This is a genomic window from Peribacillus sp. NPDC056705, from assembly GCF_043656335.1.
The window spans coordinates 183,848-198,456 of sequence record NZ_JBHTYI010000006.1 but is presented as its reverse complement, the minus strand read 5'-3'; the positions used below and the strand labels follow the sequence as shown (position 1 = coordinate 198,456).

Sequence of the window (14,609 nt, the reverse complement as noted above, 5' to 3'; positions counted from 1 at the left end):
CTTTCACCTCTTAAAGGGCTGTAAGAAGCAGCTGATTAATCTGTTCTAATGACATATCACGAGGATTGGTGATCATGCAGGCATCCTCAAGAGCGGTCATCCCTATGGGGTCTATCATTTCTTTCGTAATGCCGACATCACTTAAACTCTTGGGAGCCCCTATATCCTGGGATAATTCCCTTACGAAGTGTATGGCTGCCATTCCTGCTTGCTGCTCGGTCAATGTCCGTGTATCGATGCCCATGATGTCTGCAATCTCGCTGAATCGCCTTGGTGAGGAAATTCGATTGAAATCCATGACATGGGGAAGGAGTATCGCATTGATTTCACCATGCGGAAGGAGGTATTTGCCGCCTAAGGCATGTGAAATGGCATGGGCGGCTCCCAAAATGGCGTTGGAAAAAGCCAGTCCAGCCTGAAGGCTTGCCATCGCCATCGCTTTTTTTGCTTCCTCATTATGCCTGGATGCAACAGAGGGGCGTAAGTGGCGGGAAACGATGGAAAGCGCGTTTTTGGCTTGTACATCTGTCAAAGGCGTCGCTGCGATTGAAACATAGGATTCAATGGCGTGGGTTAAAACATCCATTCCCGTAGCTGCGGTCAAATCCGGTCCCAAGGTGGTTAAGGTACCAGGGTCGACTATTGCAATATCGGGGACGAGTGATTTTGAAATGATTGTCATTTTTTTCTCGCGGAATGAATCGACGATCACCGAAAACTGAGATACTTCCGAACCCGATCCTGCAGTGGTCATGATCATCACCATGGGCGGGAGGGGTGAGTGGACTTTATCAACACCTTCATAATCACTGATGATGCCGCCATTCGTTACTAAAAGGGCTACCCCTTTGGCGACATCCAAAGCACTGCCTCCTCCCAAACCAATGATGGCATCACATTCTTGTTCTTTAAATGCCAAACAGCCGGCCTCGATCTCCCTATCCTTCGGATTGGTCGTCATTTCAATGAAGGTAGCAAAAGCAAGGCCTGCATCTTGGCAGGATGTAATGACTATATCTAACCAGCCAGCATTGGCCACCCCTGAGTCGCTGACTATCAAGGCCTTTTTGGCACCCAAACGCAAGCAGGCCTCGCCAGCTTGTTCAATTGAACCTTTTCCAAAAATCACTTCCGGCATCACGAATTTAGTTATCGACATCTTTGCGCCTTCTCCCTGTAAAAATTCTATCTCTTCTGTATTATTTTCCCGAAAAAGAGCGAAAATCCTGTTTGGGTTTCAGGTATTTTTATATAATCTGACAAAATATCGAATGAAAAGGAACTTTTGGCACGGGTCATACATCCTGTTAATTCCTTTAATTTGTAAATTTGTTACTTTAGACATGCATGAATAGGGATAAACCTACCTAGTTAGTATTTTCTGTATATTGTAAAATAATGGTGAAATCTATTAAACTGGGAGGCAATCTATGAAAAAACAATTTCTATCGGTAACCTTAATCGCAGCATTGACACTCGGGACAGCCGGGACAACTACCGCTTTAGCAACGCCACATCCATCGCCGGTGCTATCTGCTCCATCCACGGACAAGCAAATCATCAAAAAAATCGATGCCGATCGAATCTACAAGAATATTGAATACCTCTCACAAACACCTCGGGTCGCCGGTACCGATTCTGAGTATAAAGCTGTCCAATTCATCAAAAAGCAATTCAAATCTTATGGCTATAATGCCGATATCGAAGAGTTCAATTTTTTAGCTTATACAGACCCAAATCTGGTCGAACTTTCCGTTGCCGGATTTGATGGGGGAATCCAAGCGAACCATTTAACCTATTCTGTTAATGGGGACCTATCCGGTGAATTGGTATATGCCGGTTTAGGAACGAAAGAAGAGTTGGAGGAAACCGACGTTTCAGGGAAGATTGCCCTTATACAAAGAGGGAGCCTCACTTTTGCAGAGAAAGTATTGAATGCAGCAGAAAAAGGGGCAGCGGGAGTCATCCTATTCAATAATGCAGATGGGGAATTAAACGGGACACTCGGAGAGGATAATGACAAGTATATTCCATCTGTCACGATAACCAAAAAGGATGGAGAAACCCTGCTTGAAAAATTGAATGCCGGAGTTAAATTGACAGCATCATTAAAAATCGAAGGAGCTTATTCCGGAGAAAAACCTCTTATAATGTAGTGGCAACGAAAAAAGCAACAAAGAACCATAAAGCAAAAAAGAGCGATATCATTTATATTACTGGACATCATGATTCCGTCGCGGGGGCACCCGGCGCGAATGATGATGCATCAGGAACATCCGTCACCCTTGAACTTGCACGTGTTCTGAAGAATCTTCCTACAGATACGGAAATTCGCTTCGTCACCTTTGGGGCCGAGGAAAATGGATTGCTAGGTTCACGGCATTATGTGAACAATCTCCCTGATGATGATATCAAGCGAACCATTGCCAACTTCAATCTGGATATGGTGGGAAGCAGGGATGCCGGGGATTTGGTCATTTTGACTAATGATGGAGAAATGAACCTTGTAACCGATCTGGCCCAGGCATCAAGTACAAGACTGAATGGAGAGCCGACTCCATATGGACAAGGCGGGCGAAGTGACCATGTATCGTTTGCTGAAGCCGGGATTCCCGCTGCTTTATTCATCCACAGTCCATCAGAACCATGGTATCATACTCCTGATGATACCATTGATAAAATCTCAAAAGAAAAGCTTCAAGATGTTGCTGAAATTGTCGGCACCGCTGTCTATGACCAAGCTAAAATCGAAGCTGAAAAACCTGATCTCAATCATAAAAAAGGGAAAAAGGTGAAAGTTCCGCAATTATTTGACGAAAAGGAATTCAAATAATGCAGTAAATATTTAGAGGGTGCAGCCTGCACTCTCTTTTTATATTTAAAAATGGAAAACAGGGGTAAAAGGTCTAATCTGGAAATGGTGTCTATGGGAGAGATTTCCTAAATACCTAGCATAAATAGCTTATTTATCCCTATTTAACTCTAAGACTATAATCCTTATAATGGAAAATATGAAAAATATGACAGTCTACATAATGAGAATAGTATGTTTGAGGTGATTTTTTTAGTGTATGCAAATTCATTGAGTGAAATTCACTCTGCCCTCTCCAGTAAAATGTCCGATGTGAATGAAAATATCAATCGTTTGGAGCAGGCAAAAAGACAAATCAAAGAAGAACAGAATGCTTGTCTGGGGGAAATTGCTAAAATTAAAAATCCGGATTTGGGTAAAAGCTGGACGGGAAACCGTGCAGAAGACTTTCAAGATGCCCGCATTGATGCATACAAGGCAATGTCAACGATCATTCATGATGATTATGACCACTATCAAGAGAAAATCGCCGGTAAAATCATGATGCTTAATATAGAAAAAAAGGCTCTGAGTGCAGCAAGCACCATAGCCCATGAAGCCGATGTACTTTTAGATAAAGGGGAAGCCGTCATAGGTCAATTGGAAAGTAAAATATCATATTTAAAAGGGTGGTTGTTTTAATGACGACAATCAAACTGAATCATCCTGCCGTAACGAAGCAAGTCGATCAGGTGAAGACCGCACTTGGAACAGTCACGCTTGGAAATTTGCCGGCAGGCGAACTTGGCAGCAATAAATTGGAATTCACCTCGAAATGGATTGACCGGGAAACGAACCTGGAGAAGGTCTTCGAGCAATATATCAAAATCGTCCAGAAAAATGTGGAAGATACCCGTGCCAACATTGACTTATTAAAAGAACAGGATGAAGCCATTGCCCATGTGTCTTCACATGGGTATCCTACGCTATGAAAATATATGAAGCCAAGACATTGACGGCCGCAACCAAGTCGCGTGCCAAGCAATATGAAGAACTAAAGAAGGAAGTCACAGCCCTGAAAAAGGAATTTCAGGGCATCGTCGGCTTGGACAATGAGTTTCAAGGAGCCGGTGCCGCTGCCATCAAAAGCTTCTATGAAGCGCAAATCGAGGTGGCGGACGCCTGGATGGAACTATTCACGACCCAAATCAGTTTTTTGGAAGGCATTCCGGCCAGTATGGAAGAGGCGGACCTCTCCGGAAATACGGTGGTCGAGGTTCCCTTTTTAGATGGGGAAGTCTCGAACGGCATCAACCAAGCGAAGTCGCTTGTCGATGAACAAGCGAACGATCTTCAAAGAATCCTCGGCAGCATTGACGATATCCTGCCTCTTGATAGGTTCGACCAAAAGGACTTTAATGAAAAAATCACGCTGGCCGGACAAAGGCTGGATGATACCGTGACAAAGGTCGAGAATGTCGACCGGCAATTGGTCGAGGAATATGATGTGTCCGTCGGGCAGGAAAACGTCGCCGTTAGCCTCTTCCGCGCCTTGCTTGATGCCACCAGACAGGACGGCAACGTTTCGCCGCTGACGTTCAACCAATCGGCATTCAAGAATAGTGGCGTCTATCAAGTGAAGGATGAGGTCGCCGGTCAGATGAAAGACTATCAGACCTTCAAAAAGCAGCAAGCCGAAGCCCGAAAAATCGAACAAGAAATGGAAGAACTCGAAAACCGCCCATGGTACGAAAAAGCCTGGGATACGACAAAAACCTTTACAGGGGAATTCACGGGATATTATGATTCAATCAGGGCCTCAACCGGAGTCGATCCAGTAACCGGACGCAAGCTGTCCGATGCCGAACGAATCGCAGCCGGCGCCATGGCAGCAGCTGGGTTCATCCCCGTCGTCGGCTGGGCCGGCCGGGCCATCAAAGGCGGCAGCGCCATCTACAAAACCGCCAAAGGACTCAACGCAGCAGACCACGCGCTCGATGCCTATAAAACGACAAAAGGCTTTAGCCTCCTACAGAAAACCGAATACGGGATATACGGACTCCTCGCCGCCAACGGCCTCTTTGAGGGAGTCACCGGCAAAGACATGTTCGGCAACCAGCTGACCGAGGAACAGCGCCAGAACGGCCTGTTGATGGCACTTGGAATTGGCGGTGTGGCTGGTGCGGCTAAGTATGTGGATAGTCGACAGCTTAAAAATGTTAGTGAACAAACAACTAATGGTAGAAAAGTTAAAACCCAATTTGACTCAAAAAAATTAAAGGACCTACAAGGCTTTAATAGTAAAATAGATGATGTACTCAAAAATGTGGGCATGTCCTCATCAGAGTTTAAAGAATTAAAATTAAAATCGCATGATGAGTTAACGGATTTGGAAGTAGAAAAATTAAAAACAATTAGAGAAGCTGTTCCACCTATTACAAGGACAACTATTTTACAGAAAACCATTCCTGGGCAGGATATAGAAAAATACTTAGATGGCACATATTCTGAAATTGGAGGCTACGTTGCAAAAGCCGAAGATGTACATGATATAAAACTTTATGACGATTTCGTTGAAAGTTTGAGGCTAGATTATACGGATTGGAATGGGAAAAGACCATTTCCAGATGGAGGAAGTACCTACGGTGTTATAAAATTTAAGACAGATGAAGTGGATTCAATTTTTGTTCCATATGGTGAGAAATTTGATGGAATAAACACAGATGGACCCCCTTGTACACTAAATGGCTTCACAGGATCTAGAAATGATAGAGTTGTACCGGAATTTAAGTTTGATGGTAGATACTTACCTGAAAATGGAGCAGAACTATATAAGGTTGAAAATGGGCAAGAAGTATTGGTTGGAAGATATCATGCGGATTATAAAAGATTTATAGATATAACAAAAATGTAGATTTAGATGGAGGAAACTATGATAAGAAAAGGTAAGTATGCAATGTATAATGGTGACGAGTATAGCTTTAGGCTACTGGAAGATAAATCAATAAGATTAATAAGTAATAAACAATCTGACCTATCTCATGGTTTTAAACATTTAGATGAGAATATTTATATAAAAAATGTTTCTGTAGAAGAAGTAGAAAATTTATTTAAGATAAATTCAAAGGCAAAATATAAAGGTGAGTTATTTTCTGTGTCTGAAGATGGAAAAACAGGTAAAGTGCTGTTGGATACAACCAACACTGAACTTGCAAAGAAAATGGAATTTGAAAGAACAGATAAATATATGTATTCCAAATATGTAGACTGGGATGAAGTTGAGATAATTGAGGAGAGGAAGCCCTATTCATTAGATTAACTTATTCGCTTCAACCGCCTATAATATTTATTGAGCTGTTCCCCTAATATGCACAATAGAAAAAGCCCCTTATAAGGGGCTTTTTTATATCTTATAACTTATATAATTTATTTTTTTATCCACTTTGCAACCAGCTAACCGAGGAACAGCGCCAGAACGGCCTGTTGATGGCACTCGGAATCGGCGGTGTGGCTGGTGCGGCTAAGGTCAGGAGGGGGAATTCAATATGAACTTCCTTTACCTGTAGAATGGCTTAAAGGATTAGGGATGTTAAAAGAAATTAAGTAATTACTTCAAAGATATATTTTTCTAATTATTTAAATTAAAGGAGAATAAACAAATGAAACAATTGGAAGCAAAAGAAATAATCGAGCAAGAGAAATTAAAACGTTACAATTGGTTTAATGAACATCCACAAAGAGAAAATGAGGTAGGAATTACAGTTGATGGTGATCAATGGGCAGTTTATGTAACTGATGAAAGGGCTAGTGTGGTTACAGGTTCTATTACAAAATTTAATAATGAAAGTGATGCTTTAGACAACTTTATAAAAAGATTAAGAACAGAAAAATTATTGTTTTAGTCTCCAAAAATAAGTAATGAAGCGTTTAAGATGAGGTTACCTAGTGCCGATTATAACCATCTCTCAAACCTAAAACACCAACCAAGCACATTTAAATTAATCAAGGAGTACTGAAGGTGACAAAATAGTACTTAAATAAAAAGTAGGTGGAATCAATGGCAGGCAGAAGAATGGTAGACAGATGGGAAGACGATAGTAAAAGTTTTTTGAGATTTAATCTAAAACAAAGAGTGTTACCAAGTCTGTATGGCGGTATTATCGGAGACATGCTTGGTGTCCCAGTTGAATTTTAAAAAAGAGGCATCTGAAGAAAGTGAAACTGGAAAAGTATTGCTGGATACAACAAACACTGAACTTGCTAAAAAGATGGGGGTTGAACGAACCGATAAATATATGTACTCCAAATCTGTGGAATGGGATGAAGTGGAGATAATCGAGGAGAGGAATCCCTATTCATTAGATTAATTTCCTCATTTAAAGCGCCTTTAAAGTCCATTAGTTCTTTACATAAAGTAAAAGTGATTATTCGTTCGAAAAGCGGGTATAAAGTATTGAGCGGTCTTACATTTAATATCTAGCACTAAGTTTTCTTTATGTTGAATAAGGAGAATTTGGTGGGAGGTGATTAAATGAGGAAAGCCTATGGTATAAAAAGTTTAATAATTTACCTTGAGTCGGTAAATTATCCAATTACCGAAGAGGAAATCAATGATCTAATATTAAATAAAAAGATACCCCATCTCAGACCCATCGATAATTTGCTGATTTTTAATTTAGATCATATTGATGGCTGGCTTAGTGATCAGCAATTCAAACCTTAGTTAATTGAAGCCCTGCTTTAAGTGGGGCTTTGATGAATATGTTGTACAAAATGAAAAGCTAGCCAAGGTGTTTCTTGAAAACCTTGGCTACTTTTTGGTTATCTCTTCATTTTCGAAAAAAGAGGTTCCTGCATATTGGTGGCAAACTAATTGTATAAGGAATATAAAGGCAGCGAATCAGCCCCAATTGATTTAGTAATGACAGTATTCTTCCGTTACAATATCGGCGAAGGTGCCTGAATTATAACAGCTTAAGCAGAGCCTGTGCACCTGTCAGGATAAGCCCTATTATAAAACCACAGACCGCTCCGTTCACACGAATCCATTGTAAGTCTTTTCCTACACCATTTTCCATCATATCAATCAGTGTTTCATTGTCTAGCTTATCTAAATTTTCCTGTACAAGCTTACCGATCTGCGTATGATTTTTTTCAATGAGAACAGTAATTTGTTTCTGTATCCATTGATCGATGTTCGTGCTATTCTCTTTTATGTTGTCCAGTACGTGCTGAATCATTGGAGTCAGGTAAGTATCCATGAAATGTTCACCTTCTACGAAATCTAACGCATCTTGTTGAATTTGTTGTAGACTTCCCATTATTGTCGCTTCAGGTTCCCATTTTGTCAGAAGTTGTTTTTTCCATTTTTCAACTCCTTCTAACAGTTCCCGGTTATGGTTAATGCCTTGTATCTCATTTCGGATATATAAGATTAAAGCCTCTCTATTTGGTTCTTTCTCGTTTTGTAAATTATTTACGACACTTAACAAAAGGTTTTGTATGATATTCCCAAGTTTCTCTTCGTTAAGCAGACTTTGAATGGATTTGACCGCAAACTGAAGCATGCCATCCAGTTCAATCTTGCTTAGTACATCCATGGAAACAGTGCCAAGTCGACGGCTGGTTTGTTTTTTCCTTAACCAATCTTCCGCTTTTTTCAAAACATGATCCAGAGCCTTCTTATCGAATTGTTCATTAAGTAACTCTGAACTTACTAGATGAAGAATCTTGCCCATGTCTATGTTAGAAAGTGATGATTCAATTTTTTTTGCAACGAAAGGTGTAATCTTTTCTATATCTATATAACAAATCAATTGCTTGATAAGTTTAATCAGGACTTTTCTAAAAGTATCACTTTGTACCTCTTTTACTAAAATGGGAATCAATTTTTCTGTAAAAGGAACATGTTTTACTTTGTCTTGAATACTTTCCTTAGAAAGCCAGTCATTTTTTAGCATCGAAACAAGTGCATTTGTCATTCTTTTACGATTGTTGGGCAAAAGCGCTGTATGGGGGATCGGTAATCCAAGGGGGTGCCTGAATAATGCAGTGACTGCAAACCAATCTGCCAGACCACCAACTAATCCTGCCTCAAACCCTCCATGTAATAAATCCAGTGGCAACGTACCTTGAAATGGAGTGGTTGCAATATAACCCGCTCCCATGATCATTAATGAATATTTAGCAATTTTTCTTGAAGATTTTATTTTTGGTGACATTATATTCCTCATCCTTAAAATGATATCAATTACTATAACCCGAATCATTAGCAAATTCCATAACTTACTTTTATCTAGTAGTATAGCAGGTAGTTCAAAAAAATACTCCCAACAAGGGCAATCAGTTCATCTATCGGGAAATGGGAAATCGCCCTTTAAATATGAAAGATTAAAATATTCCGTAAGAATCGAACCCACAATCATTGATATTTTCCTTTGAATTTCAAAGGCGGGGATGGTTGATTCACATAAAAAAAGCCGATTATTCAATCGGCTTTTTTTATTCATCCAACAATATTATGATACGTCTGTTTTTATCGAATTATTTGTCCCTGCATTTTTTTTATCTTTCATGCGACTGAAAATAAAGGCCAGAACGGAACCTGATATATTATGCCAAACACTGAAAATGGCACTAGGTACAGCGGCCAAAGGCGAGAAGTGGGCCGTTGCTATAGCTACACCTAAACCGGAATTCTGCATACCAACCTCCATGGCAACAGCTTTCTGTTTAGCTAAATCCATCCCGCATAATCGAGCAAAGAAAAAGCCGAGAAGAAAACCAAGAACATTATGAAGAACGACAACCGCAAAAATAAGCAAACCTGTTTTAGCCAGCTGAGCTTGGCTGCCAGCCACTACGGCAGATACGATCAGAACGATAGAAATGACAGATACTAGAGGAAGAGCCTTTGCCCCAGCTTCTGCCTGTTTACCGAAAAACTTTTTAACGATGAATCCAAGCAACAAAGGGATGATTACCACTTGAATGATGGAGATGAATAATGATCCAATACTGATATCGACCCATTTACTTGCCAAGAGCAAAATAAGCAGGGGGGTTACGATAGGCGCTAGAATAGTGGAAACAGAAGCAATGGCAACTGCAAGCGCAACATTTCCTCTCGCAAGAAACACCATGACATTGGATGCTGTTCCACTAGGGCAGCATCCAACCAAAATAACCCCAACGGCCACTTCTTTCGGTAAATCGAACCCTATTGCTAATGCAAATGCCAGTAATGGCATAATGATAAAATGTCCTGCTACCCCTAATGCCACTTCTTTTGGACGCCGAAAAACTTCTCTAAAATCCGATGCTGATAGTGTAAGTCCCATGCCAAACATGACAATTCCTAATAATGGAACAATATAGGCTCCAATCCATTTAAAATGATCAGGCAAGATATAAGCGATAATGGCAAATATAATGACCCAAATGGTAAACGTTTTACCAGCAAAAGTGCTGATTTTCTCTACTACTCCCATAGTGACCCTCCTAGATGTTTTAAAATAAAACAATTATAGTTTATATTCAGAATATTTTAAACCTTTTTTTTAAATCCCTTGTGGGTATTTTCATTATGGACAGTCATATTTAAAACGATGATTTTTGGAACTATAATTCTCTTCCGCTGAAATAGTATGAATATGACATTTACTATAGAAATAGGGACCTCTGTCCGATTTTTTACTTTATCCTTTAATAAAAAATAAGAGGGTGCTGTATATTAGTGGCAAACTAGTCAATAAGGAACTGGAGATTGAATTAGTATTTGTTGTTTTACAGCATCAATTATTGCTATTGTAAGTTTATAAAAGAAGTGGAGATGTGGTTTCTTTGATACATATATTAATCGCGGATGATGATCGGCATATTCGGGAGTTGCTTAAATTTCACTTGGAAAAGGAAGGATACATGGTATCGGAAGCAAAGGACGGGAATGAGGCTTCCTTGATACTGGAGAAGGAACGGATCCATCTGGCGGTTGTCGATATTATGATGCCGTTTAAAAACGGACTGGATCTTTGTAAGGAAATCCGGGATCAATATGATCTGCCGGTCATTTTATTGACAGCTAAAGATCAACTTATCGATAAGGAAAAGGGGTATTTTGCGGGTACGGATGATTACCTCGTGAAGCCATTCGAGCCACGGGAACTTCTATTCCGGATAAAAGCGCTATTGCGAAGGTACCGTATGGTGAATTCTGAATCAATCTCATTGAATCAAACGGTCATTGACCGTAAAAGTTATGAAGTTCGAATAATGGGGAATACGCTGCTACTGCCGCTTAAGGAATTCGAGCTGCTAGCTCAGCTGGGGAGCTTTCCTGATCAAGTCTTTACGCGTGAGCAGCTTATTGAATTGGTATGGGGTGCTGATTTTGAAGGGGATGATCGGACGGTCGATGTCCATATTAAACGGTTAAGAGAACGATTTGCGGGGCGGACCGATGATTTTGTTATAACGACTGTCCGTGGCTTAGGTTATAAACTGGAGGTCAACAAGAAGTGAAAACACTTTATTTCAGGATAGTTATTCAAACCATTTTAATCATGGTGCTTGCCAGTGTCATCGCTTTTTTAATTTCCAATGTTTATTATCATCAGGTTCAAAAACCCAACAATGGTGAGAAAATAAAGAAAGTCGCAAATGATATCGTCTCCTTATATGAGGAAAATCCTGATCAGGATATTGATGCGTATTTAAATCATATTGCAGGATTGCACTATCAAATGTATCTATTTAATGAGCAAGGTGAAGGAACTTTATACGGTGAGCCGTTTCGGGAAACGGCATTGGATCCAGACACGATTTCTGCAGTTTTGAACGGGAAGACCTATCAAGGGATCGCCCATTATAATAATGGTTTATTTATTACCGGATTTTTTGAAGATGTATTGATTAATAGCATTGGGGTCCCGATGGACGTCAATGGTGAAAAACACGCATTGTTTGTAAGGCCGAATATAGAGCTGCAGTTTGGTGAATTCCGCTTTTTCCTTGCAGTTTTGCTTGTACTCACGCTCCTTCTCAGCTTTTTATTTGTAATCATTAACACGCATTTCATCGTTAAGCCGATTACGAAATTAACGGAAGCTACAAAAAGAATCGCCGATGGGGATTATAGTAGTGAATTGAATGTCAGCCGAAGCGATGAGATAGGGGATTTGGCAGAGCATTTCTCGAAAATGACTCATAGTATCCAACGGTTGGATGATATGAGGCAGGAGTTCGTATCGAATGTATCCCATGAAATTCAATCTCCGCTTGCATCCATCCAAGGTTTTTCCCAAACACTTCAATCGGAGGAATTAACAAAAGAACAAAGAAATCAGTACTTGTCCATTATTGAAAAAGAAAGCAGGCGCATGTCGTTGTTAAGCAAACAGCTGCTCATGCTTGCTTCGTTGGATAAAGTGGATGATCCGCTGCAACAGTCCCAATTCGATTTAGCGCAACAAATACGGCAAGTGTTGTTCATGCTGGAATGGAATTGGCGGGAAAAAGATATGGTGATCGAAATGGATTTGCCTTCAACCTCCATTTCTGCAGATGAGAAACTTTTAAATCAAGTATGGACGAATTTGATAACCAATAGCATTAAATACTCGGAAAGCGGCAGTTCGATCAATATTCTGATTAAAAAAATAGGCAGTGCTGTTGAAGTGATGATTGCGGATACGGGTATGGGAATTCCGGAAGAAGACCTCCCTTATATCTTTGATCGGTTTTATAAAGTCGACAAAGTGAGGAACAGGAGTGAAACAGGAAGCGGATTAGGACTTTCGATTACAAAGAAGACGGTTGAACTTCATGGGGGAACGATCGAAGTTCAAAGCGAACTCGGTAAAGGGACCACTTTTTATATACGGTTGCCCCTTATGTAATCAGTTGTTCATCTTCCATTCATATTGATTGTTTACAATCAGGTCATACCGAATCAAGTAGGACTTGATCGGTAAACAGAAGGAATGGGAGATGAAATAATGTTTTTGGCAATACGTGAACTAAAGCATTCAAAGTTACGTTATCTGCTGATTGGACTGATCATGGTGTTGGTCGCTTTGCTTGTCTTTATCATTTCAGGATTAGCTAATGGACTCTCTTCGGATAATGCTTCATCCATACAAAACATGAAGGCCGACTATTTCGTAATGGAGCATGACTCCAAAAATAAATTGAACCGATCGATCATATCCATGGAGAAGCTGGATGAAATCCGGGCTTCGGCGGATGTTAAAGCAGCCGAAGGTCTGGGGCAAATGATGATCATATTGAATAAAATCGGCTCATCGGAGAAAACGGATGTCACCATTTTTGCGACCGATGCCAGTGGCATTTTAGCACCGAAGGTCATTGAAGGAACGAACTATGACATTGAGAAACAAGGTGAAGTAGTAGCAGATCGTTCTTTAAAAGAAGTGGGGTATAAATTGGGTGATTCACTTAAAGATGACTTATCAGGTAAGGTTTTCACCATTGTTGGATTTACTGAAAAGCAGTCTTACAGCCACTCACCGGTAGTTTACATGAATGTTAAGGGGTGGCAGGAGATTAATCCTGCATTAAAAAATCAAGAGAAAGATTCAATCAGCACAATAGCCGTGCAAATGGATTCGAAGGCAGAAGAAAATGTACGTGAATCATTGCCTGAAGGACTAACGCTCATTTCAAAAGAAGAATCACTTCAGAGTATACCAGGATACAAAGAGGAACAGGGTACGTTGACGATGATGATTGCCTTCTTGTTTGTCATCGCAGCTTTCGTTTTGGCGGTATTCTTTTATGTGATTACCTTGCAGAAGACGAATCAATTTGGAGTCCTTAAAGCACTTGGGGCCAATACGGGCTACCTGGCAAAAAGTATTGTTGGTCAAGTAATGCTGCTTGCCGTGACATGCATAGCCATCAGTGCTGCCCTGACATATGGAGTCACGTTAATCATGCCAGAAGGAATGCCATTTGAATTGAGTACCGATTTGGTCGTTAAATATTCCGTGTTACTTTTGGTTGTATCCGTATTAGGTTCACTGCTATCACTATACCGAGTAGCGAAGATAGATGCGATTGAAGCGATAGGGAGGGTATCATGATGGGGGATAAACTATTATTTGAAAACGTCAGTAAGATTTATGGGGAAGGCGATAATAAGGTGACAGCCCTTGATAATATTTCCCTGAATGTGAGGGCGGGGGAGTTCGTCGCCATCGTGGGTCCTTCAGGTTCAGGAAAAAGTACTTTTCTTTCGATAGCAGGTGCCTTACTATCTCCGAGCAAAGGCCGCTTACTGCTGAATGATGAGGATATTACAACTCTATCCCCAAAAGAATTGACTAGAGTGCGCCTTGAAAAGATCGGGTTTGTATTCCAATCATCGAATCTTGTGCCATATCTCACCGTACGGGATCAGCTTTTGCTACTTTCTGAACTGATTGGCAAGCGGGATAAAAAAACCATGAAAAAAGCGGAAGAATTGCTTGGCCACCTTGGACTTGGACATCGGGCAGATCACTTGCCGGAAGCACTGTCGGGCGGTGAGCGGCAGCGTGTAGCCATCGCCCGTTCGCTGATGAATGACCCAGAAATCATTTTAGCGGATGAACCAACTGCAAGTCTTGATTCCAAAAGAGGCAGGGATGTTGTTGAAATGCTTGCACATGAGGTGAAGTCAAGAAATAAAGCGGCCATCATGGTAACGCACGATGAAAGAATGTTGGATTTATGTGATCGAGTGGTCAATATTACGGATGGCAAGGTTTTTGGATGAAGCTATAAAACACACTCTCATGAGCTGATCATTAAATAGTCG

At 40.6% G+C, this 14,609-nt stretch carries 14 protein-coding genes and 1 pseudogene; 12 read left to right on the top strand and 3 right to left on the bottom strand.

All coding sequences use genetic code 11. The features are described from left to right. Positions 1-10: 10 nt before the first annotated feature. On the bottom strand, positions 11-1,159 hold the full coding sequence (locus ACFRAK_RS10850; RefSeq protein WP_387601706.1) for an iron-containing alcohol dehydrogenase: 1,149 nt from the start codon (positions 1,157-1,159) through the stop codon (positions 11-13). Positions 1,160-1,430: 271 nt separating this feature from the next. Between ACFRAK_RS10850 and ACFRAK_RS10845 the strand changes: the two are divergent. The 8 genes and pseudogenes from ACFRAK_RS10845 (at position 1,431) to ACFRAK_RS10810 (ending at position 7,514) form a co-directional block, all read left to right on the top strand. Beyond that, positions 1,431-2,833 (top strand): annotated as a pseudogene (locus ACFRAK_RS10845) (M28 family peptidase). Between the two features lie 234 nt (positions 2,834-3,067). Continuing rightward, positions 3,068-3,493, top strand: a complete 426-nt coding sequence (locus ACFRAK_RS10840) for a YwqH-like family protein (protein ID WP_394571730.1) — start codon at positions 3,068-3,070, stop codon at positions 3,491-3,493. After that, entirely contained in the window at positions 3,493-3,783 is a 291-nt protein-coding gene (locus ACFRAK_RS10835; RefSeq protein WP_394571729.1) for a YwqI/YxiC family protein, read from the top strand. The genes ACFRAK_RS10840 and ACFRAK_RS10835 overlap by 1 nt, the downstream gene beginning before the upstream one ends. Next, a complete protein-coding gene (locus tag ACFRAK_RS10830) occupies positions 3,780-5,705 on the top strand; it encodes a ribonuclease YeeF family protein (RefSeq protein ID WP_394571728.1) in 1,926 nt (641 codons plus the stop codon). The genes ACFRAK_RS10835 and ACFRAK_RS10830 overlap by 4 nt, the downstream gene beginning before the upstream one ends. 18 nt (positions 5,706-5,723) lie before the next feature. Continuing rightward, a complete protein-coding gene (locus tag ACFRAK_RS10825) occupies positions 5,724-6,110 on the top strand; it encodes a hypothetical protein (RefSeq protein ID WP_387601717.1) in 387 nt (128 codons plus the stop codon). Between the two features lie 340 nt (positions 6,111-6,450). Beyond that, positions 6,451-6,693, top strand: a complete 243-nt coding sequence (locus ACFRAK_RS10820) for an Imm59 family immunity protein (protein WP_387601720.1) — start codon at positions 6,451-6,453, stop codon at positions 6,691-6,693. 273 nt (positions 6,694-6,966) lie between these two features. After that, a complete protein-coding gene (locus tag ACFRAK_RS10815; protein ID WP_387705278.1) occupies positions 6,967-7,158 on the top strand; it encodes a hypothetical protein in 192 nt (63 codons plus the stop codon). Between the two features lie 164 nt (positions 7,159-7,322). Further along, on the top strand, positions 7,323-7,514 hold the full coding sequence (locus ACFRAK_RS10810) for a hypothetical protein (protein WP_260286492.1): 192 nt from the start codon (positions 7,323-7,325) through the stop codon (positions 7,512-7,514). Between the two features lie 241 nt (positions 7,515-7,755). Here the strand turns inward: ACFRAK_RS10810 and ACFRAK_RS10805 are convergent, their stop codons facing one another. Together ACFRAK_RS10805 and ACFRAK_RS10800 are read right to left on the bottom strand one after the other, a co-directional pair. Continuing rightward, on the bottom strand, positions 7,756-9,012 hold the full coding sequence (locus ACFRAK_RS10805) for a DUF445 domain-containing protein (protein WP_387601726.1): 1,257 nt from the start codon (positions 9,010-9,012) through the stop codon (positions 7,756-7,758). Between the two features lie 297 nt (positions 9,013-9,309). Then, positions 9,310-10,281, bottom strand: coding sequence for a bile acid:sodium symporter family protein (locus tag ACFRAK_RS10800; protein ID WP_387705280.1), 972 nt, complete (start codon positions 10,279-10,281; stop codon positions 9,310-9,312). Between the two features lie 352 nt (positions 10,282-10,633). Between ACFRAK_RS10800 and ACFRAK_RS10795 the strand changes: the two genes are divergently transcribed. From ACFRAK_RS10795 to ACFRAK_RS10780, 4 genes are all read left to right on the top strand, one after another. Further along, the gene (locus ACFRAK_RS10795; protein WP_076370693.1) at positions 10,634-11,311 is read left to right on the top strand and encodes a response regulator transcription factor; all 678 of its coding nucleotides are present in this window, start codon (positions 10,634-10,636) and stop codon (positions 11,309-11,311) included. Beyond that, positions 11,308-12,687 (top strand): HAMP domain-containing sensor histidine kinase, encoded by a 1,380-nt coding sequence (locus ACFRAK_RS10790; RefSeq protein WP_387601732.1) that lies wholly within the window; start codon positions 11,308-11,310, stop codon positions 12,685-12,687. The genes ACFRAK_RS10795 and ACFRAK_RS10790 overlap by 4 nt, the downstream gene beginning before the upstream one ends. A gap of 99 nt (positions 12,688-12,786) precedes the next feature. Continuing rightward, a complete protein-coding gene (locus ACFRAK_RS10785; protein ID WP_394571727.1) occupies positions 12,787-13,893 on the top strand; it encodes an ABC transporter permease in 1,107 nt (368 codons plus the stop codon). Beyond that, the gene (locus ACFRAK_RS10780) at positions 13,890-14,567 is read left to right on the top strand and encodes an ABC transporter ATP-binding protein (RefSeq protein ID WP_387601737.1); all 678 of its coding nucleotides are present in this window, start codon (positions 13,890-13,892) and stop codon (positions 14,565-14,567) included. Before ACFRAK_RS10785 ends, ACFRAK_RS10780 begins: the two co-directional genes overlap by 4 nt. Positions 14,568-14,609: the final 42 nt, after the last annotated feature.

Coding starts and splice junctions, on each gene's coding strand:
- ACFRAK_RS10850 (WP_387601706.1), bottom strand. CDS start 1,159: ATGTCGATAACTAAATTCGTGATGCCGGAAGTGATTTTTGGAAAAGGT.
- ACFRAK_RS10835 (WP_394571729.1), top strand. CDS start 3,493: ATGACGACAATCAAACTGAATCATCCTGCCGTAACGAAGCAAGTCGAT.
- ACFRAK_RS10830 (WP_394571728.1), top strand. CDS start 3,780: ATGAAAATATATGAAGCCAAGACATTGACGGCCGCAACCAAGTCGCGT.
- ACFRAK_RS10825 (WP_387601717.1), top strand. CDS start 5,724: ATGATAAGAAAAGGTAAGTATGCAATGTATAATGGTGACGAGTATAGC.
- ACFRAK_RS10820 (WP_387601720.1), top strand. CDS start 6,451: ATGAAACAATTGGAAGCAAAAGAAATAATCGAGCAAGAGAAATTAAAA.
- ACFRAK_RS10810 (WP_260286492.1), top strand. CDS start 7,323: ATGAGGAAAGCCTATGGTATAAAAAGTTTAATAATTTACCTTGAGTCG.
- ACFRAK_RS10805 (WP_387601726.1), bottom strand. CDS start 9,012: ATGTCACCAAAAATAAAATCTTCAAGAAAAATTGCTAAATATTCATTA.
- ACFRAK_RS10800 (WP_387705280.1), bottom strand. CDS start 10,281: ATGGGAGTAGTAGAGAAAATCAGCACTTTTGCTGGTAAAACGTTTACC.
- ACFRAK_RS10785 (WP_394571727.1), top strand. CDS start 12,787: ATGTTTTTGGCAATACGTGAACTAAAGCATTCAAAGTTACGTTATCTG.
- ACFRAK_RS10780 (WP_387601737.1), top strand. CDS start 13,890: ATGATGGGGGATAAACTATTATTTGAAAACGTCAGTAAGATTTATGGG.